Source organism: Micromonospora sp. NPDC049060, assembly GCF_040649055.1.
Lineage (GTDB): Bacteria > Actinomycetota > Actinomycetes > Mycobacteriales > Micromonosporaceae > Micromonospora > Micromonospora reichwaldensis.
The window spans coordinates 1-25,686 of record NZ_JBEZEV010000005.1 but is presented as its reverse complement, the minus strand read 5'-3'; the positions used below and the strand labels follow the sequence as shown (position 1 = coordinate 25,686).

At 73.5% G+C, this 25,686-nt stretch carries 23 protein-coding genes and 1 riboswitch; of the genes, 12 read left to right on the top strand and 11 right to left on the bottom strand.

Annotation, left to right across the window (positions count from 1 at the left end; all coding sequences use genetic code 11):
- Nucleotides 1-186 precede the first annotated feature (186 nt).
- A complete protein-coding gene (locus AB0B83_RS03805) occupies nt 187-663 on the bottom strand; it encodes a MarR family winged helix-turn-helix transcriptional regulator (protein ID WP_357576850.1) in 477 nt (158 codons plus the stop codon).
- Between the two features lie 114 nt (nt 664-777).
- On the opposite strand from AB0B83_RS03805, the gene AB0B83_RS03800 reads away from it, so the two are divergent.
- Entirely contained in the window at nt 778-1,335 is a 558-nt protein-coding gene (locus tag AB0B83_RS03800) for a carboxymuconolactone decarboxylase family protein (RefSeq protein ID WP_357576849.1), read from the top strand.
- A gap of 85 nt (nt 1,336-1,420) precedes the next feature.
- Here the strand turns inward: AB0B83_RS03800 and AB0B83_RS03795 are convergent, their stop codons facing one another.
- Nucleotides 1,421-2,770, bottom strand: coding sequence for a hypothetical protein (locus AB0B83_RS03795; RefSeq protein ID WP_357576848.1), 1,350 nt, complete (start codon nt 2,768-2,770; stop codon nt 1,421-1,423).
- A gap of 246 nt (nt 2,771-3,016) precedes the next feature.
- On the opposite strand from AB0B83_RS03795, the gene AB0B83_RS03790 reads away from it, so the two are divergent.
- Nucleotides 3,017-4,477 carry a menaquinone biosynthesis decarboxylase gene (locus tag AB0B83_RS03790; RefSeq protein ID WP_357576847.1) on the top strand — a complete coding sequence of 487 codons (1,461 nt, stop codon included), beginning with the start codon at nt 3,017-3,019 and terminating at the stop codon, nt 4,475-4,477.
- The gene (gene mqnP, locus AB0B83_RS03785) at nt 4,477-5,388 is read left to right on the top strand and encodes a menaquinone biosynthesis prenyltransferase MqnP (protein ID WP_357576846.1); all 912 of its coding nucleotides are present in this window, start codon (nt 4,477-4,479) and stop codon (nt 5,386-5,388) included. Before AB0B83_RS03790 ends, mqnP begins: the two co-directional genes overlap by 1 nt.
- A gap of 92 nt (nt 5,389-5,480) precedes the next feature.
- Here the strand turns inward: mqnP and AB0B83_RS03780 are convergent, their stop codons facing one another.
- Nucleotides 5,481-6,485, bottom strand: a complete 1,005-nt coding sequence (locus AB0B83_RS03780) for a terpene synthase (protein WP_357576845.1) — start codon at nt 6,483-6,485, stop codon at nt 5,481-5,483.
- Between the two features lie 195 nt (nt 6,486-6,680).
- Between AB0B83_RS03780 and AB0B83_RS03775 the strand changes: the two genes are divergently transcribed.
- Nucleotides 6,681-7,310 carry a UbiX family flavin prenyltransferase gene (locus tag AB0B83_RS03775; protein WP_357576844.1) on the top strand — a complete coding sequence of 210 codons (630 nt, stop codon included), beginning with the start codon at nt 6,681-6,683 and terminating at the stop codon, nt 7,308-7,310.
- A 66-nt stretch (nt 7,311-7,376) separates the two neighbouring features.
- Here AB0B83_RS03775 and AB0B83_RS03770 read toward each other — a convergent pair whose 3' ends face one another.
- Nucleotides 7,377-7,643, bottom strand: coding sequence for a BldC family transcriptional regulator (locus AB0B83_RS03770; RefSeq protein WP_132232190.1), 267 nt, complete (start codon nt 7,641-7,643; stop codon nt 7,377-7,379).
- 268 nt (nt 7,644-7,911) lie between these two features.
- Here AB0B83_RS03770 and AB0B83_RS03765 point away from each other — a divergent pair, with 268 nt between their 5' ends.
- The 3 genes from AB0B83_RS03765 to AB0B83_RS03755 all read left to right on the top strand — a co-directional run bounded on the left by AB0B83_RS03765 (nt 7,912) and on the right by AB0B83_RS03755 (nt 10,452).
- The gene (locus tag AB0B83_RS03765; protein WP_357576843.1) at nt 7,912-8,370 is read left to right on the top strand and encodes an Lrp/AsnC family transcriptional regulator; all 459 of its coding nucleotides are present in this window, start codon (nt 7,912-7,914) and stop codon (nt 8,368-8,370) included.
- A 140-nt stretch (nt 8,371-8,510) separates the two neighbouring features.
- Nucleotides 8,511-9,338 carry an SDR family oxidoreductase gene (locus tag AB0B83_RS03760; RefSeq protein WP_357576842.1) on the top strand — a complete coding sequence of 276 codons (828 nt, stop codon included), beginning with the start codon at nt 8,511-8,513 and terminating at the stop codon, nt 9,336-9,338.
- Nucleotides 9,339-9,360: 22 nt separating this feature from the next.
- On the top strand, nt 9,361-10,452 hold the full coding sequence (locus tag AB0B83_RS03755; RefSeq protein ID WP_357576841.1) for a PLP-dependent cysteine synthase family protein: 1,092 nt from the start codon (nt 9,361-9,363) through the stop codon (nt 10,450-10,452).
- A gap of 81 nt (nt 10,453-10,533) precedes the next feature.
- On the opposite strand, the gene AB0B83_RS03750 is transcribed toward AB0B83_RS03755, so the two are convergent.
- The 4 genes from AB0B83_RS03750 to AB0B83_RS03735 all read right to left on the bottom strand — a co-directional run bounded on the left by AB0B83_RS03750 (nt 10,534) and on the right by AB0B83_RS03735 (nt 16,542).
- A complete protein-coding gene (locus tag AB0B83_RS03750; RefSeq protein WP_357576960.1) occupies nt 10,534-11,154 on the bottom strand; it encodes a putative glycolipid-binding domain-containing protein in 621 nt (206 codons plus the stop codon).
- 109 nt (nt 11,155-11,263) lie between these two features.
- On the bottom strand, nt 11,264-13,129 hold the full coding sequence (locus tag AB0B83_RS03745; protein ID WP_357576840.1) for a DEAD/DEAH box helicase: 1,866 nt from the start codon (nt 13,127-13,129) through the stop codon (nt 11,264-11,266).
- Between the two features lie 113 nt (nt 13,130-13,242).
- Nucleotides 13,243-13,734, bottom strand: coding sequence for a hypothetical protein (locus tag AB0B83_RS03740; protein ID WP_357576839.1), 492 nt, complete (start codon nt 13,732-13,734; stop codon nt 13,243-13,245).
- A gap of 1,212 nt (nt 13,735-14,946) precedes the next feature.
- A complete protein-coding gene (locus AB0B83_RS03735; protein ID WP_357576838.1) occupies nt 14,947-16,542 on the bottom strand; it encodes an NlpC/P60 family protein in 1,596 nt (531 codons plus the stop codon).
- 240 nt (nt 16,543-16,782) lie between these two features.
- On the opposite strand from AB0B83_RS03735, the gene mqnE reads away from it, so the two are divergent.
- The 3 genes from mqnE to AB0B83_RS03720 are packed head-to-tail and all read left to right on the top strand — an operon-like array spanning nt 16,783 to nt 18,722.
- Nucleotides 16,783-17,952 (top strand): aminofutalosine synthase MqnE, encoded by a 1,170-nt coding sequence (gene mqnE / locus AB0B83_RS03730; RefSeq protein WP_132232180.1) that lies wholly within the window; start codon nt 16,783-16,785, stop codon nt 17,950-17,952.
- A 23-nt stretch (nt 17,953-17,975) separates the two neighbouring features.
- Nucleotides 17,976-18,398 carry a hypothetical protein gene (locus tag AB0B83_RS03725; RefSeq protein ID WP_357576837.1) on the top strand — a complete coding sequence of 141 codons (423 nt, stop codon included), beginning with the start codon at nt 17,976-17,978 and terminating at the stop codon, nt 18,396-18,398.
- Nucleotides 18,399-18,440: 42 nt separating this feature from the next.
- The gene (locus tag AB0B83_RS03720; protein ID WP_357576836.1) at nt 18,441-18,722 is read left to right on the top strand and encodes a DUF4229 domain-containing protein; all 282 of its coding nucleotides are present in this window, start codon (nt 18,441-18,443) and stop codon (nt 18,720-18,722) included.
- Between the two features lie 388 nt (nt 18,723-19,110).
- Here the strand turns inward: AB0B83_RS03720 and AB0B83_RS03715 are convergent, their stop codons facing one another.
- The 3 genes from AB0B83_RS03715 to AB0B83_RS03705 all read right to left on the bottom strand — a co-directional run bounded on the left by AB0B83_RS03715 (nt 19,111) and on the right by AB0B83_RS03705 (nt 22,146).
- On the bottom strand, nt 19,111-20,145 hold the full coding sequence (locus tag AB0B83_RS03715) for a hypothetical protein (RefSeq protein WP_357576835.1): 1,035 nt from the start codon (nt 20,143-20,145) through the stop codon (nt 19,111-19,113).
- Nucleotides 20,145-20,651, bottom strand: coding sequence for a SigE family RNA polymerase sigma factor (locus AB0B83_RS03710; RefSeq protein ID WP_357576834.1), 507 nt, complete (start codon nt 20,649-20,651; stop codon nt 20,145-20,147). The genes AB0B83_RS03715 and AB0B83_RS03710 overlap by 1 nt, the downstream gene beginning before the upstream one ends.
- A gap of 139 nt (nt 20,652-20,790) precedes the next feature.
- Nucleotides 20,791-22,146, bottom strand: coding sequence for a C39 family peptidase (locus AB0B83_RS03705; RefSeq protein WP_357576833.1), 1,356 nt, complete (start codon nt 22,144-22,146; stop codon nt 20,791-20,793).
- Nucleotides 22,147-22,358: 212 nt separating this feature from the next.
- Here AB0B83_RS03705 and AB0B83_RS03700 point away from each other — a divergent pair, with 212 nt between their 5' ends.
- Nucleotides 22,359-24,236, top strand: coding sequence for a M14 family metallopeptidase (locus AB0B83_RS03700; RefSeq protein ID WP_357576832.1), 1,878 nt, complete (start codon nt 22,359-22,361; stop codon nt 24,234-24,236).
- A gap of 168 nt (nt 24,237-24,404) precedes the next feature.
- Nucleotides 24,405-24,483: riboswitch (cobalamin riboswitch) on the top strand.
- A 112-nt stretch (nt 24,484-24,595) separates the two neighbouring features.
- Complete coding sequence (locus AB0B83_RS03695) at nt 24,596-25,534, top strand: ABC transporter substrate-binding protein (RefSeq protein ID WP_357576831.1); 939 nt, start codon at nt 24,596-24,598, stop codon at nt 25,532-25,534.
- The last annotated feature ends 152 nt before the right edge of the window (nt 25,535-25,686 follow it).

Here is a 25,686-nt window from a genome sequence, read left to right as displayed (position 1 = left end):
CGTTCGGGCGACGGCGACCGGGGGTCTTGACGGCGGGCGGCCGTGCTGCTGCCGGCCCCGCCGGGCGCCTGTTGCTCCCGGCTCCGGGCGGGTGCCAGTACCGGATGTCGGCCCGGCAGGAGACCGTCGAGCGCACCCGGGAACCGGGCCGGGGGCCCGCCCCGGGCGTGAACGCCAGGGCGGGGGTCAGCCGCCGAACCAGCCGGGCACGTCGAGGCGGAACGGGTTGGCCGGGGTGACCGCGCGCAGGTCGTCCTCCAGGGCGGCGACCCGGTCGGGGCCGAGGGTGGCGGCCCACCGCTGCCGGAGCTGGTCGAAGACGGCTGCCGAGCGGCGCAGCCCGTCCAGGCCGTGCAGGGTCACCCGGACCAGCTTGCGCCGGGCGTCGCGCGGGTCGTCGGCACGCTCCAGGTAGCCGAGGGCGACGAGCCGGTCCACCGTCTTGCCGGCCGCCTGCTTGGAGACGCCGAGCCGCTGGCCCAGCTCCGTGGCGGTGGTGCCCTCGGCGCCGACGGCCTGGAGGACGAAGCCGTGCAACGGCCGCAGCTCCGGGTGCCCCTGCCGGGCCAGCTCCGCGTGCAGGTCGTCGACGAGCGTACGGAAGCCGGCCAGCAGCAGCAGGGGCAGCAGGAAGCCGGGCCGGTCGGGGTCAGCCGTTGCCACGTTCGACAACCTCGTTTACTGTTTCGACAACCACGTTGACGATCCTACGTCACGCGCGGCGCGTCGCCGATCGGGCCGCGCCGACCGTCCCCGACCCCCGAGAGCAGGCTTGCCGTGCCCCCGTTCACCGCGCACACCGCCGACACCGCACCCGCCGCCGCCCGGCCGACCATGGAGGGCGTACGCCGCAGGCTCGGTCACCTGCCCGCCGCCGTCGGCCTGATGGCCGAGTCCCCGGAGCTGCTCACCGGCTTCCTCACCGTCAACGGCATCTTCGAGAAGTGTGCCCTCGACCCGGTCGAGCGTGAGGTCGTCGTCATGACGGTCGCCACCCGCAACGAGTGCCACCTCTGCGTCGCCATGCACACCGCCGCCCTCGCCCGGCACGGCGCGACGCCCGAGCTGATCGACGCGCTGCGCGCCGGCACGCCGCTGCCCGACGACCGGCTGGAGGCGCTGCGGCGCTTCACCCTCGCCGTGCTCGACCACCGGGGCGCGGTGCCCGAGGACGGGATCGCCGCCTTCCTGACGGCCGGCTACCAGTCCCGGCACGCGCTGGACGTGGTGCTCGGCGTCGGCACGTACACCATCTCCACCCTGGCCAACCGGCTCACCGGCGCCCCGCTCGACGCGCCCCTGGCCGCGTACGCCTGGGAGCCGGCCGCCCGCTGACGCACCCGGACAGCCGAGGGCGGGGTGGGCCGGCCACGGCTTGCCCGAGGCCGGCCCACCTCCGTCGAGGCGTGCCGTTGTCCGGTCAGCCGAGCGTGACCGGGGCGGCGTTGTCAGCCGGATCGTCGTCCGGACGCGGGTAGTCGTAGTACGACCTGACCTCGCCGGGGGCGCCCGCGGGCCCGTCGATCCGCAGGTCGAACGGGACCGTGAAGCTCTGCCCGGCGGGGAACACCGCCCCCAGCCAGCAGACCCAGGACGTCGGAGCGCCGCCCTCGTCGTCGCCGGTCGGCGAGCAGCCGGGCGGGGTGGCCAGCACGGTCACGCCGGCCGGTGGGGTGAAGAGGAACCCGCCGGCGTTGCCGCCGGAGACGGTGCCGTCCGGCACACCCGGACCCTCGTTGCGGATCCCCACGCTCACCCGCACGGTGGCACCGACGGCACCGGTGACGGTGGCGCCCACGGCGACGATGTCGAAGGCGCCGTGGATGTTCCGCAGGTAGGTCCCGCCGCCCGGGCCGGTGGCGGTGACCGGATCGAGCGTCCCGCCGACCGGCCGCAGCCGGAGCGCGCGGTCGGCCTCCCGGCGGGTCAGCCGCACGTTGCCGGGCAGCGGCCCCGCGGTGGCCAGCGGCTCCACGAACTGGGTGATGCGCTTGTCGCCGAGGGCGGCCGGACCGATCGTGGTGGCGAGGCCGTTGCGCAGTTCGTGCCGGATCCCGGGCGCGAACGTGCCCCGCACGGTGCAGACCACCACCGTGGCGAGGACGGGATCGGTGCCGTACCGGCAGTTCCGGTAGCTGGCGGGGTGCAGGCCGACCGGAAAGCGGAAGGTCACCCGGAGATCCTCGGCCGGCTGGTCACCGGCGTTGACCACGGCCACGGGCACGGCGTGGACGTCGCCGACCTCGGCGCCCGAGACGTACTCGTCGACCAGGTCGAGGACATCGGCCCCGGAGCGCACGCTGACGGTCGCCTGCTGGGTGTACGGCTCCAGCCCGTCGGCCCGGACCGTGTAGTCCAGCGTGCCGGTCGCGCCGTCGACGGCGCCCGGAACGGCGCGGAACACCACCGGCACCGTGCCGTTGACGGTGCCGTACTCGTCCGGGGTCGCCTCCGGCGGCATCGGGCAGGTCACCGAGGTGCCCTCGGTGACACACCAGCTGGGGAAGCTGGCCGTGGCGACGCCGGCGAGACCGGTCAGGTCGACGGTGACCCGGGGGGCGGTCGCGCCGCTGCTGCTCAGGTCCAGCGGTGCCGACCGGCCGGGCGCACCGGCCGCGCCGACGGTGAGGTCGTTGAGCCAGCCGCTGACCCAACCGGGGTCGGTCCGCGCGGCGGCCGGGCCGGCCACCGTGCCGGCGCCCGCCGTGACCACGGCCAGCACCGTCAGGGCGCGCAGCACGCTGCCGCGCGGGAAGCGCACAGTTGTCATCGATCTCCTTCGTGGGGTGGGCCGGTCCGCGGAGCCGCGGCGGGCGTCACCGCCGGCCCGGTCGGCGGACCTGATCCTAGTGAGCGCCGGCCCTCCGATCCGGCCCGCCGGAGCGACAATGTTCGATGGCGCGGACTCCGCCGGCAGAAGCGGCCCGGCCGTGCCCGCGCCGACGTGCCGGTGGATCGCCGGTGTCACACCACCCGGCGTGGTCGCCGCCCAGGTCGGTGCGGGAGACTGGCAGGCATGGCGGCTCGTGGCTTCCCGTACACCGATCTCAAGGACTTCCTCGCGGCGCTGGAGCGCGCGGGCGAGCTGCGGCGGGTGAGTGCGCCGGTCGATCCCACCCTGGAGATCAGCGAGATCGTCACCCGGACGGTCCGCGCGGACGGCCCGGCGCTGCTCTTCGAGCGGCCCACCCGGGGCGAGATGCCGGTGGTGATCAACCTCTTCGGCACCGAGAAGCGGATGGCGATGGCGCTCGGCGTCGAGTCGCTGGACGAGGTCGGCGAGCGGATCGGCAACATGCTCAAGCCGGAGCTGCCGGTGGGCCTCTCCGGGATGATGGACGGCCTGGGCAAGGTCAGGCAGCTCACGTCGATGCCGCCGAAGAAGGTCAGGACCGCCCCCTGCCAGCAGGTGGTCTACCGGGGCGACGACGTCGACCTGAACCGGCTGCCGGGGTTGCAGGTCTGGCCGGGTGACGGCGGGATCTTCCACAACTTCGGGCTGACCCACACGAAGCACCCGGAGACCGGCAAGCGCAACCTGGGGCTGTACCGGTTGCAGCAGCACTCGCGGAACAGCATCGGCATGCACTGGCAGATCCACAAGAACTCCACGGCGCACCACGCGGTAGCCGAGCGGCTCGGCCAGCGCCTGCCGGTGGCGATCGCCATCGGCACCGACCCGGCGGTGGCGTACTCGGCCAGCGCGCCGCTCCCCGCCGACATCGACGAATACCTGTTCGCCGGGTACCTGCGCGGCGAGCGGGTCGAGATGGTGGACTGCCTGACCGTCCCGTTGCAGGTGCCGGCGCACGCGCAGATCGTCCTGGAGGGCTACATCGAGCCGGGCGAGCGGCTCCCCGAGGGCCCGTTCGGCGACCACACCGGCTTCTACACCCCGGTGGAGCCCTTCCCGGTGATGCACATCGAGTGCATGACCACGCAGCGCGACCCGGTCTACCACACGATCGTCACGTCGCAGCCGCCCCAGGAGGACCACGGCCTCGGCAAGGCCACCGAGCGGATCTTCGCGCCGCTGCTGCGCTTCCTGATCCCGGACATCGTCGACTACGACCTGCCCGCCGCCGGGGTGTTCCACAACTGCGCGATCGTGTCGATCCGCAAGCGCTACCCGAAGCACGCCCAGAAGGTCATGAACGCGATCTGGGGCGCGCACATGATGTCGCTGACCAAGCTGATCGTGATCGTCGACGAGGACTGCGACGTGCACGACTACAACGAGGTCGCCTTCCGCGCCTTCGGCAACGTCGACTACGCCCGGGACCTGCTGCTCACCGAGGGCCCGGTGGACCACCTGGACCACGCGTCGTACCAGCAGTTCTGGGGCGGCAAGGCGGGCGTCGACGCGACCCGCAAGCTGCCCGAGGAGGGCTACACCCGGGGCTGGCCGGAGGAGATGCGGATGGCCCCCGAGGTCGTCTCCCTGGTCGACAAGCGCTGGAAGGAGTACGGCATCTGATGGCCACCGCCGTCGAACCCGTGCAGCGACCGGGCCGGGTGAAGTCCTTCCTCAAGCTGGTGGCGATCGAGCACTCCGTGTTCGCGCTGCCGTTCGCGTACCTGTCGGCGCTCACCGCGATGCAGGTCGACGGCGGGCGGGTCCGGTGGCTGGACCTGCTGCTGATCACCGTGGCGATGGTCGGCGCGCGGACGTTCGCGATGGCCGCCAACCGGATCCTGGACCGGCGGATCGACGCGCGGAACCCCCGTACCGCCGGCCGGGAGCTGGTCACCGGGGCGGTCAGCGTGCGGACGGCCTGGACCGGCGCGGCGGTCGCGCTCGTGGTCTTCCTCGCCGCCGCCGCCCTGCTCAACCCGCTCTGCCTGGTGCTCGCGCCGCTCGCCGTGGTGCCGCTGGTCGTCTACCCGTACGGCAAGCGGTTCACCAACTGGCCGCACGCGATCCTCGCCGTCGCCCAGGCCGTCGGCCCGGTCGGCGCCTGGCTGGGCGTCACCGGCACCCTCGACGGCTCCTGGCCGGCGTGGCTGCTCGGCGTGGCCGTCGGCCTCTGGATCGGCGGGTTCGACCTGATCTACGCCTGCCAGGACGCCGAGGTGGACCGGCAGATCGGCGTGCACAGCGTGCCGGCCCGCTACGGGCTGCGGTTCGCGCTGCACGCCTCCACCGTCGCGCACGTGGTGACGTTCGCGCTGTTCGTCTGGTTCGGGGCGCTGGTCGGCTTCGGCTGGCTCTGGTGGGTGGGTCTGGCGCTGACCGCCGTCGCCTTCGGCTACCAGCACCTGGTGGTCAGCCCGACCGACCTGAGCAAGGTCAACCGGGCCTTCTTCACCGCCAACGGCTTCGTCGGCATCGCGCTGTTCGTCTTCGCCCTGCTCGACCTGGTGATCCGCCTCGGCCTGCGCGCCTGACCCTGGGCCGTTGCTCGCCCTGCGGGTGCCGGCTGTCGGCGGCTGCGGCCGGGCCAGCCTGGATCGTGTCAAGGTCGGGCCAGGCCAGCCCGTCAGGAAGGGCCCCTTCCTCTACCGGAGGCGTTGACAAGGTGCCGTTCCTTACCGCCGTAGCGGGTGCTCTCCAGGGTCCAGTCGACGGTGGCCCGGACGGCGTTCGCCACCCCGTCGAGGTGGTCGGCGACGGCCCGGTCCAGCGCCGGGCCGAACGACGGCACCCCGGCGCGTAGCTCGACGAAGCGCCGCATCGACGCCCGCCAGCGCTCGGCCGTCAGGCCGACCGCGGTCTCCACCGGCACCCGCTGCTCGGCCGCCGTCGCGAGCACCAGGTTGTGCCCGCCGGCGGTGGCCTCGTCGCGCTCCAGGGAGGCGAGGTCGTTGTACCAGGAGAGCAGGTCGTTGCCGGTGCCGGCGATCTCCCGCAGCAGCGGGTGGTGGTGGACCGGGTCGGGCAGCGGGCGGCCGGTGACGAACTCCACAAGCGGATACGACACGTACGCGGCGGAGGTGGCGCGCCGCAGCGCGACGTACTCGGCGACGCCGGGGCGGCGGCCGGCCGCCTTGTTCGCCGCCTCCCGCCACGTGCCGTCGAGATGGTCGGCGACGGCCCCGGCGAAGCGCAGCCGCCAGCGGGCCGGCATCCGCCGGCGCGGCTCCCGCCACGCGTGCACCAGCAGCCGCCTCAGCGGCCCGGTCAGGCCGGCGTGCCGGAGCCGGGGTCCGGAGTGCAGCAGGGTGAGCGCGCCCGCCCGCAGCGCCCGGATCTGGTCGGCATCGAGCCGGCCCGGCCGGTCGCACGCGTCGTCGACCAGGAAGAACCAGGTGAACAGGGCCGTCAACGCCCGCAGGTCGGCCTCGGTGGCGCCGGGGTAGAGCCGGCCGGCGTACCGGGCGACGCCGGCGTGCGCCAGCCGTTGCGGTGCCTCGTCGTCAGTCGCCAGGCCGAGGCCCGGCAGCAGGTCGCCGACCAGCCACTCCTGCACCCGGTCGGCGTGCGGCGAGAGCCGGGGCGGGATGGGGCACTCCGACCGTAGCGACCAGAGGACCTCGCCGGTCATCACCGATTCCTCCCGGGTTCGATCCCGCTTCGCGTGGGAATCGCCACCGGCAGCATGTCAGGCCGGCGGGATGGGCGCGCTCCCGGCACGACATCGCGCCCGTCGGCGCACAACCGACACCCGAGCGGGACATCTCGGACGCTCCGGGCGGGGGTGCCGGGCACCGGGAGGGGACGACCAGGCAGGCTGGAGGGCATGCGCGAACCATGGGTGGTCGGAGTCTCCGGGGCGTCCGGCACGCCGTACGCGGCGGCCGTCGTGCGGGCGCTGCTCGACGCCGGCGAGCCGGTGGACCTGATCGTCTCCCGGGCCGCCCGGCTGACCGTCCTCGACGAGACCGGGCACCCGTTCCGGGACGCACACTGGGCCGACGACCTCGCCGCCTGGCTGGGCCGCGACCTGGCGGGAGCCGACGTGCGGCACTGGCCCGCCGGCGACCTCGCCGCCGGCCCGAGCAGCGGTTCCTACCGGGTACGCGGGATGGCCGTGGTCCCGGCGAGCACGGCGGCGTGTGCCGGCATCGCGATCGGGCTCTCCAAGGACCTGTTGCAGCGGGCCGCCGAGGTCAACCTCAAGGAGCGCCGGCCGGTGGTGGTGGTGCCCCGGGAGACGCCGGTGACCCGCAGCCACCTGGAGCATCTGATCGCGCTGCACGACGCCGGAGCGGTGGTGCTGCCGGCGAGTCCCGGCTTCTACGGCGCCGGGGCGGCGGCCACCGCTCCGCAGCTCGTCGACTTCGTGGCCGGCAAGGTGCTGGACGCCCTCGGCGTACCGCACACGCTGTTCCGACGCTGGTCGGGTGAGCTGGGCGTGGCGCGGGAGTGACCCGGGCCCGGCTCACCGCGACGCGGACCGGAGCTTCCGTCCGGCCCGCGTGATGATCCGCACCATTCAGTACATGCCGGCGTTGGCCGGGCCCGGCCCGGTCGAGGTGGCCGGCCCCGCGTTACGCGGCTTGCCGACGTCTTCCGCCTCGTCCAACATGCCCTCCCCCTCAAGCAGGGCCCGCACCTCGGATTCCCGAAACCGGCGATGCCCGCCTGGAGTCCGGATGCTGCCTATCCGGCCCGCCGCTGCCCATCGCGTCACAGTCTTCGGGTCAACCCGAAACAGCGCGGCAACTTCACCCGGTGTCAGCAGGCGATCTCCAGTGTCCACAGCCCCCTCCTCGCGTCGACGAAGCCCCCGGCTGAACACACTGCCCCCGGCCGGTGCGAGCCCAGAGCCGTCATGAGGGACGTATGGCAATTACAGCACCAGCGACCTGGCCTGTCCGCCAAACGCGAAAAACGCACTGAGTGGGAAGTTAGGAAATATTACCTGCGTGCGGCTCCCTTGACTGTCGGTTTGCAGACGACTACACCCTGTCATGTCCAACGCGCGCCGGATGCCCGACGTTACGCCCGGACCGCTAGGGTCACAGTCCGTGGACGCCATCGACCTGAGCCTCGTGGAGCTGCTACGCGGCAACGCCCGCCTGTCCTACGCCGAGCTGGCCCGACAGGTCGGCCTCTCCGCGCCCGCCGTGCACGAGCGGGTCGGCAAGCTGGAGTCCAGCGGCGTGATCCGGGCCTACCGGGCGGAGGTGGAGCCCGAGGCGATCGGCTTCGCCGTCACCGCGCTCATCGGGATCGTCGAGGATTCCGGCGGCGACACCGACGACGTGCTGGAGGCCTTCCGGCAGATGCCCGAGATCGAATCCTGCTACTTCATGGCCGGCGTCGAGTCGTTCCTGCTCAAGGCCAGGGTCGGCACCATCGCCGAGCTGGAGCGGCTCATCGTGCGGCTGAACCGGACCCCGGGCGTCGCCTCCACCCGGACCGGCATCGCCCTCTCCACGAAGTGGGAGAACCGGCCACAGGCCCCGGTGCCTCCCACCACCTGACCCGCCCCGCCCCGACGGCCGCGGCCGGTCACCTGCGGCCGTCGGACGACCGCGTCCCGCCACCCCCGGCCGTCGGTCGCCAGACGGCCGCGTCCGGCCGGCTCTGGCGCGCGGTCGCCGGGCGGCGATAGCGTGCGCCGATGACGAAGCCAGCCCCCGGGGCGGCGGTGGTCACCGGCGCGGCCGGCGGCCTCGGCCGCGCCATCGCCGCCGCGCTGCACGCCGACGGCTGGCCGGTGCTCCTCACCGACCACGACGACCAGGCGGTGGCCCGCGCCGCCGCCCCGCTGGGCGGCTGGTCGCGCCGGCTGGACGTACGCGACTCCGACGCCTGCGCCGCCGTCGCCGCCGAGGCCGCCGGCCGGGGCGGGCTCGGCCTCTGGGTGAACAACGCGGGGATCCTCGTCACCGGCCCCTCGTGGGAGCACGACGCGGCGACCCGCCGCCGGGTGGTCGAGGTCAACGCCCTCGGCGCGATGAACGGCACCCTCGCCGCCCTCGCCGTCATGCGGGAACAGGGGCACGGGCACGTGGTCAACGTCGTGTCGCTGGCCGGCCTGGTGGCCGCGCCCGGCGAGACCGTCTACGCGGCCAGCAAGCACGCCCTCGTCGCGTTCAGCATCGGCACCCTCGCCGACCTGCGGCTGGCCGGGCACCGGGGCGTACACGTGTCGTGCCTGTGCCCGGACGGGATCTGGACGCCGATGCTGCACGACCGGCTCGACGACCCGGGCGCCGCGGCCTCCTTCACCGGGACGCTGCTGACCCCCGAGCGGGTGGCCCGGCGGGCCGCGCGGCTGGCCCGGCGGCCCCGCCCGGTGGTCAGCGTCCCCCGCTGGCGCGGCGCGCAGGTCCGGCTCCTCGACGCGCTGCCCGGCGTCGCCGTGCGCCTCGCCCCGCTGATCCTCGCGGCCGGCCGGGCCGGGCAGCGCCGCCAGCGCCGCCGGATCGGGGCCGGTCCGCGGTGAGCGGGCTTGCTAAGTTTCGAACGTGACTCACATCGACCGGTGCGACGAGGCCAGCCGGCGCTGGGTGACCGAGGCGATCGCCGCCGTGGAGGCGGACGCCAACCGCTCCGCCGACACCCACCTGCTGCCGTTCCCACTTCCCCGGTCGTGGGGGATCGACCTCTACCTCAAGGACGAGTCGGTGCACCCGACCGGCTCGCTGAAGCACCGGCTGGCCCGTTCGCTCTTCCTCTACGGGCTGTGCAACGGCTGGATCGGCCCGGAGACCACGATCGTGGAGGCGTCCTCCGGCTCGACGGCGGTCTCCGAGGCATACTTCGCGCGGATGCTGGGGCTGCCGTTCATCGCGGTGATGCCCGCCTCCACCTCGCCGGAGAAGATCGCCCAGATCGAGTTCCAGGGTGGCCGCTGCCATCTCGTCGACGACCCGGCCAAGGTGGTCGTCGAGGCCCGCTGGCTGGCGGAGGACTCCGGCGGGCACTTCATGGACCAGTTCACCTACGCCGAGCGCGCCACCGACTGGCGGGGCAACAACAACATCGCCGAGTCGATCTACGCGCAGCTCGCCCTGGAACGGCACCCGGTGCCGGCGTGGGTCGTGGTGGGCGCCGGCACGGGCGGCACCAGCGCCACCATCGGCCGCTACGCCCGCTACCAGCGGCTGCCCACCAAGTTGTGCGTGGTCGACCCGGAGAACTCCGCGTTCTATCCCGCCTGGCAGGCCGCCGACTGGTCGGTGCGCACCGGGCGGGGTTCCCGCATCGAGGGGATCGGCCGGCCGACCGTCGAGGCGTCGTTCGTGCCGTCGGTGGTGGACCGGATGGTCCAGGTGCCCGACGCCGCCTCGCTGGCCGCCATGCGCGCCGGTTCGGCCGTGCTCGGCCGCCGGGTGGGCGGCTCGACCGGCACCAACCTGTGGGGCGCCTTCGGGCTGATCGCGGAGCTGCTCGCCGAGGGCCGCACCGGCTCGGTGGTCACCCTGATCTGCGACGCCGGCGACCGCTACGCCGACACCTACTACTCCGACGACTGGCTGGCCGCCCAGGGACTGGACCCGACCCCGCACGTGGCGACCGTCGAGCGCTTCCTCAGCACGGGCGCCTGGCCGGCCTGAGCCGCCTGCCTGGCCTGCGCCGCGGGGTGGCCGCGCCAGCCTGGCCGGCCCGGGGCGTCGGGGGAGGCGTCCGCAGCCCGGTCAGCGCGGGTCGACGCGCTCGGCCAGCCCGGGGTAGCGCACCACGTAGCCGTCGCCGTCGAGGTCGATGTCGGTGGTGAAGGTGTCGCTGGTGAAGCGGACCCGGCCGGGGCCGAGCGGGGTGTAGACCTGCTCGGCGGGCACCACCAGCAGGCTGGGCACCAGCACCCAGGCGACGTCGATCCGGTGCGGGGTGTCGGCCGCGGCGCGGGGCAGCCCGAGCCGGCGCACCGGTAGCGCGTTGAACAGCGCCGCCCCGCCGAGGTCGACGTCCACCGCCCCGGCCAGCCGGCCCGGGTCGTCCGTGCCGGGCAGCCCGACCGGCGGGTGGCCGGCCGCCCGCAGCGCCGCGTCCAGGTCACCCTGCTCGGCGGTGGTCACCCGCCACCCGTCGGTCACCCGCTCCAGGCGTACGCTCCGCAGCCACCCGGTGCCCTCCGCCTCGACCTCGACGCGGAGGGTGGCCCACTCCGGGTCGGTGGCGAGCTGGTAGCGGCAGGTGTAGGGGATCGGGTCGACAGCCGTGAGCGTGCCCCGCGCCGTCAGTCCACGGCCGTCGTCGAACAGCGCGTGCTCCGCGCCGGCGGTGTCCGTCCGGGTCCAGAAGAGCGACTTCGGCATGGTCGGCATGAGCCGGACGTTACGCGACCCGGCCGACACCGGCAGCGAATGCGCGAACGCCGCCGCGGAGCCTGAGCCCCGCGACGGCGTTCGTGGATGACGCTGTCGGTCAGTGGGTACGCGCCGGCGGACGCCCGCCGAAGCCCCGCCGGTCGTCGCGCGGCCGGTCGTCGCGCCCCCGGCCCTCGGGCCGGAAGCCGCCCCGGTCGCCGAAGCGCCGCTCGCCCTGCGGACGGTCGCCGTAGCCGCGGCTGTCAGCCGGACGGTCGGAGTAGCCACGGCCGTCGGTCGGCCGGTCGCCGTAGCGGCGTTCGCCCTGCGGGCGGTCGCCGTAGGCACGGCTGTCGGTCGGCCGGTCGCCGTAGCGCCGCTCGCCCTGGGGCCGGTCGCCGTAGCCGCGGCCGTCGGTCGGGCGGTCGGAGTAGCGCCGCTCGCCCTGCGGACGGTCGCCGTAGCCGCGGCTGTCGGTCGGGCGGTCGGAGTAGCGCCGCTCGCCCTGGGGCCGGTCGCCGTAGCGGCGCTCGCCCCGGGTGTCGCGGTCGCCGTAGCGGCGCGGGCCGCCCGGCCGGTCGCCGTGCCGGCGCGGCTCCTCGGCCTCGATGCGCACCGGGACGCCGCTCGGCTCGCGGGCGCCGGTCAGCTCGGCGAGCGCCGGGTCGCCGACCCGCACCCGGGTCTCGGCCGGTGCCACGCCGGCCTTCTCCAGCATGGCGAGCGTGGTCCGCCGCTGCTTCGGCAGCACCAGCGTGGCCACCGCGCCGGACTCGCCGGCCCGGGCGGTACGCCCCGCGCGGTGCAGGTAGTCCTTCGGGTCCTTCGGCGGGTCGACGTGCAGCACCAGCGAGACACCGTCGACGTGGATGCCCCGGGCCGCCACGTCCGTGGCGACCAGCACGTTCACGCGTCCCTCACGGAACTCGGCCAGCGTGCGGGTACGCATCCGCTGGGTCTTGCCGCCGTGCAGCCCGCCCGCCCGTACGCCGACGGCGGCCAGCTGCTCGACCAACCGGTCGACGCCGAGCTGGGTGCGGGCGAAGACCATCGTCCGACCGTCCCGGGCCGCGATGGACGCGGCGACCGGGAACTTGTCGTGCGGCGGGATCAGCAGCATGTGGTGGTCCATGGTGGACACCGAGGCGGTGGACGGGGCGGTGGAGTGCGTCACCGGGTCGGTCATGAACCGCTTGACCAGCGCGTCGACGTCGCCGTCCAGGGTCGCCGAGAAGAGCAGCCGCTGGGTGCCGGCCGGCGTCTTCGCCAGCAGTTCGGTGACCTCGGGCAGGAAGCCCATGTCGGCCATCTGGTCGGCCTCGTCGAGGACCGTGACCTCGATGTCGTCCAGGTGGCAGACGCCCCGGGCGATCAGGTCGCCCAGCCGGCCCGGGGTGGCCACGATGATCTCCACCCCGCGCCGCAGGGCGTCGATCTGCCGGTCGTACGGCACGCCGCCGACGGCGGTCTTCAGGAACACGCCGACGGCCTTGCCGAGCGGCATCAGCGCGTCGTTGACCTGCATCGCGAGTTCCCGGGTCGGCACCAGGACCAGGGCCCGGGGGCGCAACGGCCGGGCCCGGTTGCGGTCGGCGACCAGGGCGAGCAGGGGCAGGCCGAAGGCCAAGGTCTTGCCGGAGCCGGTCTGGCCACGGCCGAGGACGTCGCGGCCGGCGAGCGCGTCGGGCATGGTGGCGCGCTGGATCTCGAACGGGGTGGTGATGCCCTGCCGGGCGAGCGCCTGGACCAGCGGCTGGGGCAGCCCCAGCGCGGCGAAGTCGGTGGCCTCGGGCGTCGCCGGGGCGGCCGGGTCCTGGACGGTGCCGTCCCGCTCGACGGCGGTCTGCGCGTCGGCGGAGTCGAGGGCGGGCAGGAACGTGCTGGGTTCAGCAAAGGTCGTCAAGAAATGCCTTTCGAGCGGGGCGCATCTTCGCGATGGCCTGCCGCAGCTGAACGCCGCCGAATCGCCCGCAAGATCGCCCATGGGCGCGCAGGGCGCGCCGGGTCAGTGATCCTCACCAGTGTACGGCGACAGGACGAACCCGCCACCCGACCACGGACGGGTAGTGGGCGGGCTCACCAATCGTCGTACGCGGCTCACTTGTTCAGGACGCCGCCCACCAGCCCACCCACCGTGTCGTTGGCGAGCAGCACGACCAGCACGCTGATCGCCACGAGCAGGCCCAGCGAGGCGGCCAGTACGACCACCACCTTGGCGGTGCTGGAGCGCTGCTCGGTGGGGGTCTCCGTCCAGCCCTGGGCAAGGATGTGCCCGGTCAACGAGCCGGAGTTCTCCACCGGGTTGTTCGGGAACGCCACGGTGTTGAAGCCCGGGCCCTCGGTGGCGGCTCCGGCACCCGCGCCGTAGATGGTGCCCAGGTCGGGTCCGCCGTCGTAGCGGCCCGCGGGGGCGCCCCCGGCCTGCCCGACGCGCGTGGCCGGGCCGCCGCCGTCGACGCGACCGCTCAGCCGGCGTGCCTCCCGGGGCGCGGTGGCCGGCTCGGCGCCACCGGGCCGGCGGTCGCCCGGGTTGGTGGGCGGCGGCCAGCCGGGCAGCGCGGGAGCGGGCACGCCCGGCGGCCCGGACACCGGAGGCGCAGAGAACGGCGGCGAAGATGCCGGCGGTGCGGAGAACGGGGGCGCGACCGCCGGGGGCGCGGATGCCGGCGACGCTACCGCCGGGGGCGCGGAGAACGACGGCGCGGAGAACGGCGGCGCGGAGAACGAGGGTGCGCCGGCCGGTGGCGCGGAGAACGGCGGCGCGGAGAACGGCGGCGCGGAGAACGACGGCGTGACCGCTGGTGGCGCGGAGAACGGCGGCGCGCCCGCGACGGGGCCCGGTGCCGGTCCAGCGCTCGCGACGGCCGTGAGGGGCGGCGGCGGGAACGGTGGCGCCGGCGTCGGGCCGGGCGGGGGCGGCGGGGCGGGCACCGGCGGCCCGGGTGGCGGCGTGGGCGGACCCGGCACGGGCGGTACCGGTGCCGGCGGCCTGGGTCCCGGTCCCGGGGGTACCGGGCCGGGCGGGTAGGGACCGGGGACCGGCGGCGTCGGCGTCGGGACCGGAGGGGCCGGCGACGGCGGGTTCGGACCCGGTACCGGCGGAGTGGGGGCCGGCGCCGGCTCGGGCTCCGGGACGGGCGGGGTCGGCGGCTGCGCCGGCTCCGGCGGCTGGGCGGGCTCCGGCGGCTCCGGGTTGACCGGCGCCGCCCGGTAGATCCGGGCCTCGCCCGTCCGGGAGCGGATGGCCCCGGCCTCGTCGGCCGAGATCCGCCGCATGCCCGGTACGGCGGCGCTGGCCCGCGCCCCCGCCGTGCCCCGCTGACCGGGGACCGGGGTGGCCGCCGGAGCACCCGTCCCGGCGGCCCGGTAGGTGGTGCCGGCGCTCGGGCCGGGCGGCGGTACCGCCTCGCTCCCGCCGGGCGCGGCGGCGGTGGCCACGGACACCCGGCCCCGGGCCGGCGCGTCGGGCTGTCGGCGTACGTCGTCGGGGGACGGCTCGGTCGACGACCCGGACGGCCCCGCCGCGCCGTCGGCTGTGGCCGGCGTCGGTGCGCCGACGGACGTCAGGGGATGCGGTGCCCCGGCACCGCTCCGGTCGGGCGCGGATCCGTGGTCGACCGGCTCCGCCGGAACCTTTTGCTCGGCCATGCTCGCCCTCCGCGCACGCTCGCGCCCGGATCCGCGACATCGGACCGGGCGTGCCTGTCTGTCACCGTGCCACATTCCGGCCCGACGGCACAGCCGGAGCGTGTTCCGGGGGCGATGTCGGGCCGATCCCGTCGGTCGGCCCGGGGACCGTGGTCAGCTGCCGGAGCTCGCCGAGGCGGTGGCCGACGTGCTGGCCGAGGTGCTGGCCGCCGGATCGGAACTGCTCTGCGCCGTGGTCGGCGCCACACTGCCCCCCGAGGGGCTCGGCGACGAGGCGTCCGAGCTGCTCGGGGACGGCGACGGCGAGGTCGACGTGTCGGGCGTGGGCGTGGGCGAGGGGGTGCCGGTCGGCGTCGGGGACGGCGAGGTCGACGGTGACGTCGACGGGCTCGGCGACGGCGAGGTCGGCGAGGTCGGCTTCGGGCTGGTCGGCGGCTTCGTCGCGGGCGGCTTGCTCGGCGTCGGCGTCGGCGAGGGGGTGCTGACCGGCGCGGGCACCGCCCCGATGACGCGGGTGGCGGCGTAGAGGCGCGACCAGCGGACGGTGGAGATCTTCACCACGTCGCCGGTGGTCGGCGCGTGGATCATCTTGCCGCCGCCGACGTACATGCCCATGTGGTGGATCGTCGTCCAGCTGGTGCCGGAGGCGAAGAAGAGCAGGTCACCGGGGAGCAGCGCGGTGCGGGACACGGTGCGGGACCGGGTGGCGTAGTACTGGTCCCGGGAGACCCGGGGCAGCCCGTAGTAGCCCGCCGACCGGTAGGCGGCGTAGATCAGGCCGGAGCAGTCGAACCGGTCCGGCCCCTCGGCGGCCCACAGATAGGGGTCGCCGAGCTGCGCCTTGGCGTACGCCAGGGCCTTCAGCGCCGTCGGGTGGGCGGCCAGTCCGTTGGCGGTCTCGTTGCCGAGGTAGCCGGCACCGAGGCGCTGCTCGGCGGCCTCCTGCTGGCGTTCGATCTCGACGAGCTGGGCGGCGTTGTCCCGCTTCAGCTTGTCCAGCTTCTTCTCGGCCGCGCGCAGGGCCTTCTCGCCGGCGGAGTATTCCGTCCTGGCGCCCGTGAGGCGGGAGTCGGCCGAGACCATCGCCTGGCTGGCGGCCTGCTCGCCGGTGCGGGCCCGGGACACCTCGCCCTGGGCGGCGGTGGTGCCGCCCTCGGCCTTCTCGCCCCGGATGATCCGGGAGAGCCGGCTCAGTTCGTGCAGGTCGTTGGCGAACTCGCCCGGCGGGAGGGCGGCGGCGGCCTTGAAGGCGCCCGCGGCGGCGGCGTCGGCGCCCTCCTGGGCGCGCGCCACCGCGTCCCGGGCGAGGGCGAGGTTGCGCTCGGCGGTGGCACGCTGCGTCTCGGCCTCGGTGCGCTTCTGCTGGAGCAGGAGCAGCTGGTCACGGAGCTGCCCGACCTGGGCCTCGGCGGCGTAGATCTGGGCGGCGAGCGGGCCGTTGCCGACGTTGCCGGCCGGCACGCCGGGGACCGCGCCCGGCAGCCCGGGAACCGTGCCCGGCACGCCCGGGACCGTGCCCGGTAGCCCCGGGACCGGCGTGCCGCCGGGGAGCTGGAGCTGGCCGCTGTAGGACGGCCGGGACCCGGTGTCGGGGACGCTGGTGGGCAGCGACGGGTCGGCCTGGACCGGGTTGGCGAGGACCGTGGCGGCGACGGCGCCGAGCAGGGCGGACCAGAGCGCCGGGCGCAGCACCGGCGAGATCACCGGACTCCGCCGTCGCTGCCGTCGCCCGTGCCTGCTGTCGCCCATTCCGCTCCCCGTCCGGCCTGCGTCGCCGCGCCGGTGGGCGCGGCCGTCGGGACGCTACCAGTGTGTGGCGAACGTCCCACCCTGTCTTACCGCACCCAGGCAACGATGTCGATGCGTCGGCAGGTAACGGGAGCCTGTGAGTTCGGTGAACCGGCGCACGGGGGCCGACCATGCTGCGGCGGCGTCGGCGGGCCGACGTACGCTCGATTCCTACCGCAGGTGGAAGGGACGTGGCTTTCGATGGACGCCGGACTCAAGCGTGAGCTCGAAGCGAAGGTGTACGCCGGCGAGCGGCTGACCCGTGAGGACGGGATCGCCCTCTACGACAGCGACGACCTCGCGTGGCTCGGCCGGCTGGCGCACCACCGGCGCACCGAGCTCAACGGCGACCGGGTGATGTTCAACGTCAACCGGCACCTCAACCTGACAAACGTCTGCTCCGCCTCGTGCGCGTACTGCTCGTTCCAGCGCAAGCCGGGCGAGAAGGACGCCTACACGATGCGCATCGACGAGGCGGTCCGCAAGGCCAAGGAGATGGAGGACGAGCAGCTCACCGAGCTGCACATCGTCAACGGCCTGCACCCGACCCTGCCCTGGCGCTACTACCCGAAGGTGCTGCGCGAGCTGAAGGCGGCGCTGCCGAACGTCAAGCTCAAGTGCTTCACCGCGACCGAGGTGCAGTGGTTCGAGAAGATCAGCGGGCTGAGCGCCGACGAGATCCTCGACGAGCTGATGGACGCCGGCCTGGAGTCGCTGACCGGCGGCGGCGCGGAGATCTTCGACTGGGAGGTCCGCCAGCACATCGTCGACCACGCCTGCCACTGGGAGGACTGGTCGCGGATCCACGCCCTGGCGCACAGCAAGGGCATGAAGACCCCGGCGACGATGCTCTACGGCCACATCGAGGAGCCCCGGCACCGGGTGGACCACGTGCTGCGGCTGCGCGAGCTCCAGGACGAGACGGGCGGCTTCGCGGTCTTCATCCCGTTGCGCTACCAGCACGACTTCGTCGACTCGGCGGACGGCAAGATCCGTAACCGGATCCAGGCCCGGACGACGATGGCGTCGCCGGCCGAGTCGCTGAAGACCTTCGCGGTCTCCCGGCTGCTCTTCGACAACGTCCCGCACGTGAAGTGCTTCTGGGTCATGCACGGGCTGTCGGTCGCCCAGCTCTCGCTCAACTTCGGCGTCGACGACCTGGACGGCTCGGTCGTCGAATACAAGATCACCCACGACGCCGACTCGTACGGCACCCCGAACACGATGCACCGGGACGACCTGCTGCACCTGATCTGGGACGCCGGCTTCCGCCCCGTCGAGCGGAACACCCGCTACGAGGTGGTCCGCGAGTACGACGCCCCCGCGTCCCTGGCCGAGCGCCGCGCCGAGCCGCAGCAGGTCTGGGCCTGAGTCGGCACGTACCCTTCCAGACCATGACCGAGCAGCGGAGCGGATTCCCCCGGCGCGACGCCGAGGGGCGCATCCTCACCCTGGGCGACCTGCTCGGGGTGAGCCTGGCCGGCCTGGTCATCGGCGTGCTGGCGGTGGTGCTGTTCGACTGGGCGTTCGCGCTGATCGGCAGCGGCGAATTCGGGCGGTCGAACGGCTGGCTGGCGATCATCCTGCCGGCCTGGCTGTTCTGGGACGACTTCCGCGCCTGGGAGTTCGGCGCGGCCCGGGTGGTGTCGGCGCTGGCGGCCGTCGCCGTGGGCGTGGTCGCCGGGCTCGTGGTGGCCGGCCTCGCCGCCGGTCTCCCGCCGCTGCTCTCCGGTGGGCTGGGGGCGGCGACCTTCACCCTCGGGTACGCGGTGGTCTGGTTCCACGGCGTCCACTGGCTGGCCCGCCGGACGGGCTGAACCTGCCGCCGGAGCCCCGGCGCGGAGAACGGAGTGCGGAACGTGAGCGCGGCGGTCAAGTACACGCTGGGCCGGCTCGGCCTGTTCGTCGCCGTGCTGGCGGCCCTCTGGCTGGTCGAGATGGACATCTTCATCAAGCTGATGGTGGCGCTGGCCTTCTCGGCCGCGCTGTCGTTCTTCCTGCTGAAGGGCTGGCGGGACGAGATGGCCGAGGAGATGGCCACCGCCGCCGAGCGTCGTCGCGCCGAGAAGGAGCGGCTCCGCTCCGCCCTCGCCGGCGAGGACGAGCCCGGAGGCGACGAGCAACAGGGTGGCGCCCGTTGATCAGCGCCCTCCAAAGCCCCACCTTGCCCTGCCGCGTCGAGTAACGGTGTGACCGCATCCGCGTATCCCTCTTCGGCCCCTGTCGAGCTGCCCCGTCTGTGCTACCGCCCGGCCGAAACGCCCGGCACCCGCCGTAACCACGACTGACCGCCGGTGGACCACCACGGCCGGGACCGTGGCGGCGGAGATCTTGGCACGAAAGCGCCCCTGGAGGGGCACTCTCTTGCCAAGGTCCATGGCTGTCCCGAAGAGTAGAACGGAATTTCCGGAAGGTGGCAGCCTCCGACCACGGATGGCAGCGCTAGCTGTGCTTCAGGGAGTCGAGGAACGCACGCCAGCCCTAAGCGTCGAAGGCCAGCGCAGGGCCGCCGTATCGGCGCGGGGTGGTTCACCAGGTGTCGGGGCGGTCGAGGTCGTGGACCGGCTGGTACCCGCTCAGCGCCGTCAGGCCTTCCGACTCGGTGTAGCCGTTCCCCCAACCCTTGAGGAACGCCTCGACCATGAACGGCTTGACGTACATCTCCAGCACGTCGCTGCCCTGCCGGCGTGCCCGGTGGGGCCCTGCGACGAGGTCGGCTTCCCTGGCGTCGCGCCCCGGCACAGGTTGCGCCCGAACCGTCAGCCAGCGCCCGGAATCGTCCCCTACCGTCAGCGAGGCCTCATCGAAGGAGCCGTGCTCCGACCGGGAAAGCGTGACCGAGCAGCCGAGCAGCCGCCCACCTGGCGGCAGTGACCGCAGGCGGAACGGCACCACGCAGCGGTGGGCGCCGTCGAACCGGACGCGACTCGCCGCGTCCGTCGCCTCGTCGCGGCCGGTCGCGTAGATGTCGAGCTGAGCCCACAGCCCGTCGACGGGTTGCCAGCGGACGAACCACAGTTTCGTATCGAGCCAAGCGACCCCCGGGCGGCCTCCGACTCGCACATCGGTCGGCGGCTGCGGTCGCCCCGCCGACGACAACGTCTGCTGCAGCCCATCGAGCGTCGCGACGCTGCGCGCCAACGCGAACCGGGCCTGCCCGGTCGGGCCCCGGAACTCGACGCTCTCGACCCCACGGCCGGCGCTCCAGGTCGCGGACGAGGCATCGCTGACCAGGCTGTCGGTCGTGAAGTGCACCACGCCGGGGTCGGCCCCCACATCCTCGGGCCGTGCGATGGCGCCGGGCTGGCCCGGTGCGGCCGGCAGCACGAGTGCCGTGGCCGGCACGGTCGCGCCATCGGGTGCCCGACCGGACGGCAGCACCATGACCGCCGCGGCCAGGACGACGCACGCCGCCGCCGTCCCCGCGGTGGCCAGCCAGCGGCGGCGCAGCCGGAGGTGGTGGCCGCGACGCCTGGCGTGTTCCACGATCGGCGCGGGGTCGATGTCGCCGCCCGCGTGGTGCCTGAGCGTCGTGGCGAGCTGCTGATCGAGATCGCTGGACATCAGAACTCTCCTCCAGTCCGGGCGGAGGCGGATGCGGATGCTTCCTGTCGCTTGCGGAGTGCCGCCAGGGCCCGCATCGCGTGGGTACGGACTGTGCCGGTGGAACAGTCCATGATCTCGGCGATCGACGTGTCGTCGAGATCCTCGTAGTAGCGCAGGACGATGACGGTGCGTTGACGCGCCGGCAGGGTGCGGACGAGCCGCCACAGCGCGTCGCGTTCGGCGACACCGGCGGCCTCGTCCGTAGCGCCCGGCCGATCGTGCACGTCGGCGACGGAGATCTCCTGGCTGCTGCGCCGGCGCCACCACGAGTGGTGGGCGTTGACGAGCATCCGACGGACGTACGCATCGGGTCGATCCGTCCGGGAGATGCGCGCCCAGCGGGCGTACGCCCTGGCGAGGACATCCTGAACCAGGTCCTCGGCCCGATGCTCGTCACCGGTCAGCAACCGGGCGAGCCGCACCAGCGCCGAAGTGCGGGCGAACGCGTACTCCTCGAAGGTCACGCCCTATCAACGTCGCAAGTCGGCCAACCCGTAGACATCCGGCGAGCACCTCTCGAACAGACTTGTCCGCAACGGCCGAGGGGCCCGGTCGCCGGCCTGAGCCGGGCGACGCGGACCCCTCGATCAGGTCGGTGTCAGGTCACCAGTTGGTGGAGCCGGCCACCTTCGGCCACGGCTTCGTCGTGGGCTTGATCAGGTAGACGACGCCGCCGGGGCCGCCGGACACCCCGCCGCTGGCGTTGATCCGCTTGGTCCGCAGCCAGATCTGCTCGAACTGCTCACGCTTGTAGACGTTGCGCACCACGTCGTTGCTCGACGAGGCCGGGTCGTTGACGATCACGTCGCCCTCGGCGGTGAAGCCGACGATGACGAACAGGTGCCCGGAGGTGCCGTAGTTCGCCCCGTCCAGCTCGCTGGCGAGGAAGGACTGGCTGGTCACCACCGGGATCCCGGCGGCGATGAAGCGCTCCACCTCGTCCAGCGAGTGCAGCCGGGTGACCCGCGCCTCCAGGCCGGGGAAGCTGGCCGCGTACGCGGTGTTGAAGGGCCAGTTGCCCGCGCCGTCGTACTGGTAGTCGTAGACCATCCGGGCGGCGTGGTTGACCGTCGGGTCCGGGTAGGTCGGGTCGACCCAGGAGGTCTCCTCCTCGGACGCCTTGCGGCCCCAGTACTCGATCACCATCGTGGTGGAGGTGGGGGAGCACCAGGCCTGGCCGCCGCCGTCGTACTCGGGGTAGTGGCCGGCGTGGACGTTCTGCGAGTAGCGGGGGACGGCGAGTTCCCTGCCCCAGGCGATGCCGCCCTTGCTCGGCTCGACGGTGAACCGGTCGGGGACGTTCGAGCTCATCGCGCCCAGGGTGTGGACCACCGGCGCGGCCTGCTGGCCCGGCGCCCGGTAGAGGGTCAGCCGCAGCTGGTACCCCCGCAGCAGCACCCCGACGGAGGCGTCGTCGATGCTGAAGGTGTCGGTCCAGATGGTCGACCAGGGGTCGCCCTGCCGGTTGACGCTGGTGCGCTTGATGTCGGCGTCACCGGAGGCCCACCGGCCCATCACGTACCACTTGGTCTGGACGCCGGTGTTGTACGTGCCCTGCATCTCCACCTGGATCCAGGTGCCGGCCGGGGTCTTCGCGTTCCACGAGGCGATCAGCTCGGTGGCGTCGAACCCGACCTGGGTGACCGGGGAGGTCCAGGTCGCGTACTCCCAGCTCTTGGTGACGCCGGTGTGCGGGTCGGTGTAGTCGGTGGTGCCGAGCGGCCGGGCCATCGTCACACCCGGCCGGAGGCCGGGGACGGCCGTGGTGCCGGCGTGGGTGCCGCGACGCCAGTCGGGGTAGCGGGACCAGTCCTGGAAGGTGATCTGTTCGTCGTGGACCACCGGGCGGGTGGTCGACGGTGCCGTTACGGGCGCGGCGACGGCGGGTGCCGCGGTGCCGAGAAGGGAGAGTGCGGTGGCGGCCGCGAGGGCGGCCGTACGCAGGCGTGTTCTGGCCATGGGTCCTCCGCAGGGACGGACGATCGTTGCGGGTCAGTGTCCCGCTCGGAAGGAACTTTCGCCAGAGGTCGACAGTTGGAAAATCCTTGCCGATGTGAGGATCAGGATGACATGCAAAGTGGGCAGCGATGGATGTTGATATGACCATGTGAGCGGTGGTGAAGTGTCCTCCACCGAGCGGGATCTCCTCCCGCCCTCCGAGGAGGTTGTCCATGGCCTTCCGCAACACCACCCTCCGCCGTCGTCTGGCGGTCGCCGTAGCAGCCGGGTTCGCCCTGCTCACGGTCGCCGCCGCGCCGGCCACAGCCCGGCCGGCCCCGGACCGGGCCGACTCCGCGACGGCGTCGTACCGGGTGCTCGGCCCGCGTACGGTCGACGACCGCACCGCCGTCGCCGGCACCGGCGCCGCCATCGACTTCGTCGAGCACGGCGTGCTGAACGTCTCGGCCACCCCCGCCGAGGCGGCGGCCATCACCCGGCTCGGCTTCCGGCTGGAGGCGGTCCCCGCCCCGTCGGCCGACGGGCACGACCACGCCGACGGGGACGTCGGCACGGCGGCCTTCCCGCCCGCCGACTCCAACTACCACGACTACGCCGAGCTGACCGCCCTGGTGAACAAGGTGGTCGCGGACCACCCCTCGATCGCCCGGAAGATCAGCATCGGTTCCTCGTACGAGGGCCGGGACCTGATGGCGGTGAAGATCTCCGACAACGTCGCCACCGACGAGAACGAGCCGGAGATCCTGTTCAACTCCCAGCAGCACGCCCGCGAGCACCTGACCGTCGAGATGGCGGTCTACCTGCTCAACCTCTTCACCGACAGCTACGGCAGCGACTCCCGGATCACCAGCATCGTGAACAGCCGGGAGATCTGGATCGTGCCGACGGTCAACCCGGACGGCAGCGAGTACGACATCGCCACCGGCTCCTACCGCTCCTGGCGCAAGAACCGGCAGCCCAACAGCGGCTCGTCGTACGTGGGCACCGACCTGAACCGGAACTGGTCCTACCAGTGGGGCTGCTGCGGCGGCTCGTCCGGCTCGACCTCGTCGGACACCTACCGGGGCCCGTCGGCGTTCTCCGCGCCGGAGACCGCGGCACTGCGCAACTTCGTGAACAGCCGGGTCGTCGGCGGCACCCAGCAGATCAAGGCCAACATCGACTTCCACACGTACTCGGAGCTGGTGCTCTGGCCGTTCGGCTACACGTACAACAACACCGCCCCCGGGATGTCGACGGACCAGTACAACACCTTCGCCACGCTGGGCCAGCAGATGGCGAACACCAACGGCTACACCCCGCAGCAGTCCAGCGACCTCTACATCACCGACGGGGACAGCATCGACTGGATGTGGGGCCAGCACGGCATCTGGGCGTACACCTTCGAGATGTACCCCGGCTCGGCCGGCGGTGGCGGCTTCTACCCGCCCGACGAGGTGATCCCCGCCCAGACCTCGCGGAACCGGGAGGCGGTCCTGCTGATCAGCGAGTACGCCGACTGCCCGTACCGGGTCATCGGCAAGCAGGACCAGTACTGCGGCGGTGGCGGCGGCACCACGATCTGGTCGGACACCTTCGAGACGGCCACCGGCTGGACCATCAACCCGAACGGCACCGACACCGCGACCGCCGGGGCGTTCGAGCGGGGCGCCGCCCAGGCGACCAACTCCAGCGGGGCGAAGCAGCTCACCCCGTACGCCGGCGCCAACGACCTGGTCACCGGCCGGCTGGCCGGCACGGGGGCCGGTGACCACGACGTCGACGGCGGCGTGACCAGCGCCCGGTCGCCGGCGGTGACCCTGCCGTCGAGCGGCACGCTGACGCTCTCCCTCGCCTGGTACCTGGCCCACGGCTCGAACGCCTCGTCGGCCGACTACCTCCGGGTGAGCGTGGTGCACAACGGCGGCACCACGGCCCTGTTCACCCAGTCCGGGGCGGCCACCAACCGCAACGGCGCCTGGGCGGTGGCCAACGCCAACCTCACCCCGTACGCCGGTCAGTCGGTGCGGATCCTCGTCGAGGCGGCGGACGCCTCGGGCGCGAGCCTGGTCGAGGCGGCTGTGGACAACGTCACCATCACCAGTTCCTGACCCGGTGGGGCCCCGGTTCCGCCCCCGGCGGGGCCCCACCACCCCTCTCCGCGTACGCCGATCCAGGGCGTGTCGCCGCCGTTGGTGATCAACGAGCGCCGATGCGCCCTGGATCGTCGAGGCACGTCCGGGGCGTGCGCTACCGTTCTACCGACCACGCGCAGCGAAGCCGGTGCGAAACCGGCGCTGTCCCGCAACTGTGATGTCCCGCCACCGCCGTACCCGGGCGTGGCGGGGACGAGCCAGGTCGCCTGCGTCCGTGGTCGCGACACGCGCTCTCGAGGAAGGGCGCCTCGCGGACGGGCGCCACCGCTCCCTGTCGGCGAAGCACCACGCTCCTCGACCGACAGGAGGACCCCGTGCTCAGACGTACCCCCAGGCTCTTCGCCGCGACCCTCGCGGTGGCCGCGCTCGCCCTCGGCGCCTGCGCCGAGAAGAGCTCCGACGACACCCCCGCCGCCGGCGCCAGCTCGGCCGGCGCCGCCTTCCCCGTGACCGTGGGCACGGTGACGCTGGAGAAGCGGCCCGAGAAGATCGTCTCGCTCTCCCCGTCGGCCACCGAGATGCTCTTCGCCATCGGCGCCGGCAAGCAGGTCACCGCCGTCGACGACCAGTCGAACTTCCCGGCCGACGCGCCGAAGAGCGACCTCTCGGGCTTCACCCCGAACGCCGAGGCGATCGCCGGCAAGAGCCCCGACCTGGTGGTCCTCTCCGACGACCGCAACAAGATCGTCGATCAGCTCACCGCGCTGAAGATCCCGGTCTACCAGACCCCGGCCGCGACCACGCTCGACGACAGCTACCGGCAGATCACCGAGCTGGGCGCCCTCACCGGCCACGCGGACGAGGCCGCCGACGTGACGAAGCGCATGAAGGACGACATCACCAAGCTGGTCGCCAACCTGCCGAAGCGCGCCGAGAAGCTCACCTACTACCACGAGCTGGGCCCGGAGCTCTACACGGCCACCAGCAAGACCTTCATCGGCTCGCTCTACACCCTGGTGGGCCTGGAGAACATCGCCGACGCGTCCGACGCCGACGGCAAGCAGGGCGGCTACCCGCAGCTCTCCCAGGAGGTCATCGTCAAGGCCGACCCGGACTTCGTCTTCCTCGCCGACACCAAGTGCTGCAAGCAGAGCGCGGAGACGGTCAAGGCGCGCGCCGGCTGGTCGGGCGTCACGGCGGTCAAGAACAACCAGGTCGTCGGCCTCGACGACGACGTCGCCTCCCGCTGGGGACCCCGCGTGGTGGACCTGCTCCGCGTGATCGTCGACGCCACCGCCAAGGTCCCCGCGTGACCCGCACCCGTCCATGAGCCGTCCGCTCGTGAAGGCGCCGCCCGCCCGGCGGGCCGGCCGGGGCGGCGGCAGCCCCGCCGGCACGCAACACCACGCTGGTCCGGGACGTGCGCGACGGCATCGCCTACGTGCTGCGGGTGCCGATGTTCCGG

What these genes read in the sequence shown, in the direction of transcription:
- AB0B83_RS03775 (WP_357576844.1), top strand. Translation starts at nt 6,681, where the DNA reads ATGCGCGAACCATGGGTGGTCGGAGTCTCCGGGGCGTCCGGCACGCCG.
- mqnP (WP_357576846.1), top strand. Translation starts at nt 4,477, where the DNA reads ATGGCCACCGCCGTCGAACCCGTGCAGCGACCGGGCCGGGTGAAGTCC.
- AB0B83_RS03700 (WP_357576832.1), top strand. Translation starts at nt 22,359, where the DNA reads ATGGCCTTCCGCAACACCACCCTCCGCCGTCGTCTGGCGGTCGCCGTA.
- AB0B83_RS03715 (WP_357576835.1), bottom strand. Translation starts at nt 20,145, where the DNA reads ATGTCCAGCGATCTCGATCAGCAGCTCGCCACGACGCTCAGGCACCAC.
- AB0B83_RS03760 (WP_357576842.1), top strand. Translation starts at nt 8,511, where the DNA reads ATGACGAAGCCAGCCCCCGGGGCGGCGGTGGTCACCGGCGCGGCCGGC.
- AB0B83_RS03725 (WP_357576837.1), top strand. Translation starts at nt 17,976, where the DNA reads ATGACCGAGCAGCGGAGCGGATTCCCCCGGCGCGACGCCGAGGGGCGC.
- mqnE (WP_132232180.1), top strand. Translation starts at nt 16,783, where the DNA reads ATGGACGCCGGACTCAAGCGTGAGCTCGAAGCGAAGGTGTACGCCGGC.
- AB0B83_RS03745 (WP_357576840.1), bottom strand. Translation starts at nt 13,129, where the DNA reads ATGGGCGATCTTGCGGGCGATTCGGCGGCGTTCAGCTGCGGCAGGCCA.
- AB0B83_RS03795 (WP_357576848.1), bottom strand. Translation starts at nt 2,770, where the DNA reads ATGACAACTGTGCGCTTCCCGCGCGGCAGCGTGCTGCGCGCCCTGACG.
- AB0B83_RS03790 (WP_357576847.1), top strand. Translation starts at nt 3,017, where the DNA reads ATGGCGGCTCGTGGCTTCCCGTACACCGATCTCAAGGACTTCCTCGCG.
- AB0B83_RS03705 (WP_357576833.1), bottom strand. Translation starts at nt 22,146, where the DNA reads ATGGCCAGAACACGCCTGCGTACGGCCGCCCTCGCGGCCGCCACCGCA.
- AB0B83_RS03735 (WP_357576838.1), bottom strand. Translation starts at nt 16,542, where the DNA reads ATGGGCGACAGCAGGCACGGGCGACGGCAGCGACGGCGGAGTCCGGTG.
- AB0B83_RS03750 (WP_357576960.1), bottom strand. Translation starts at nt 11,154, where the DNA reads ATGCCGAAGTCGCTCTTCTGGACCCGGACGGACACCGCCGGCGCGGAG.
- AB0B83_RS03780 (WP_357576845.1), bottom strand. Translation starts at nt 6,485, where the DNA reads ATGACCGGCGAGGTCCTCTGGTCGCTACGGTCGGAGTGCCCCATCCCG.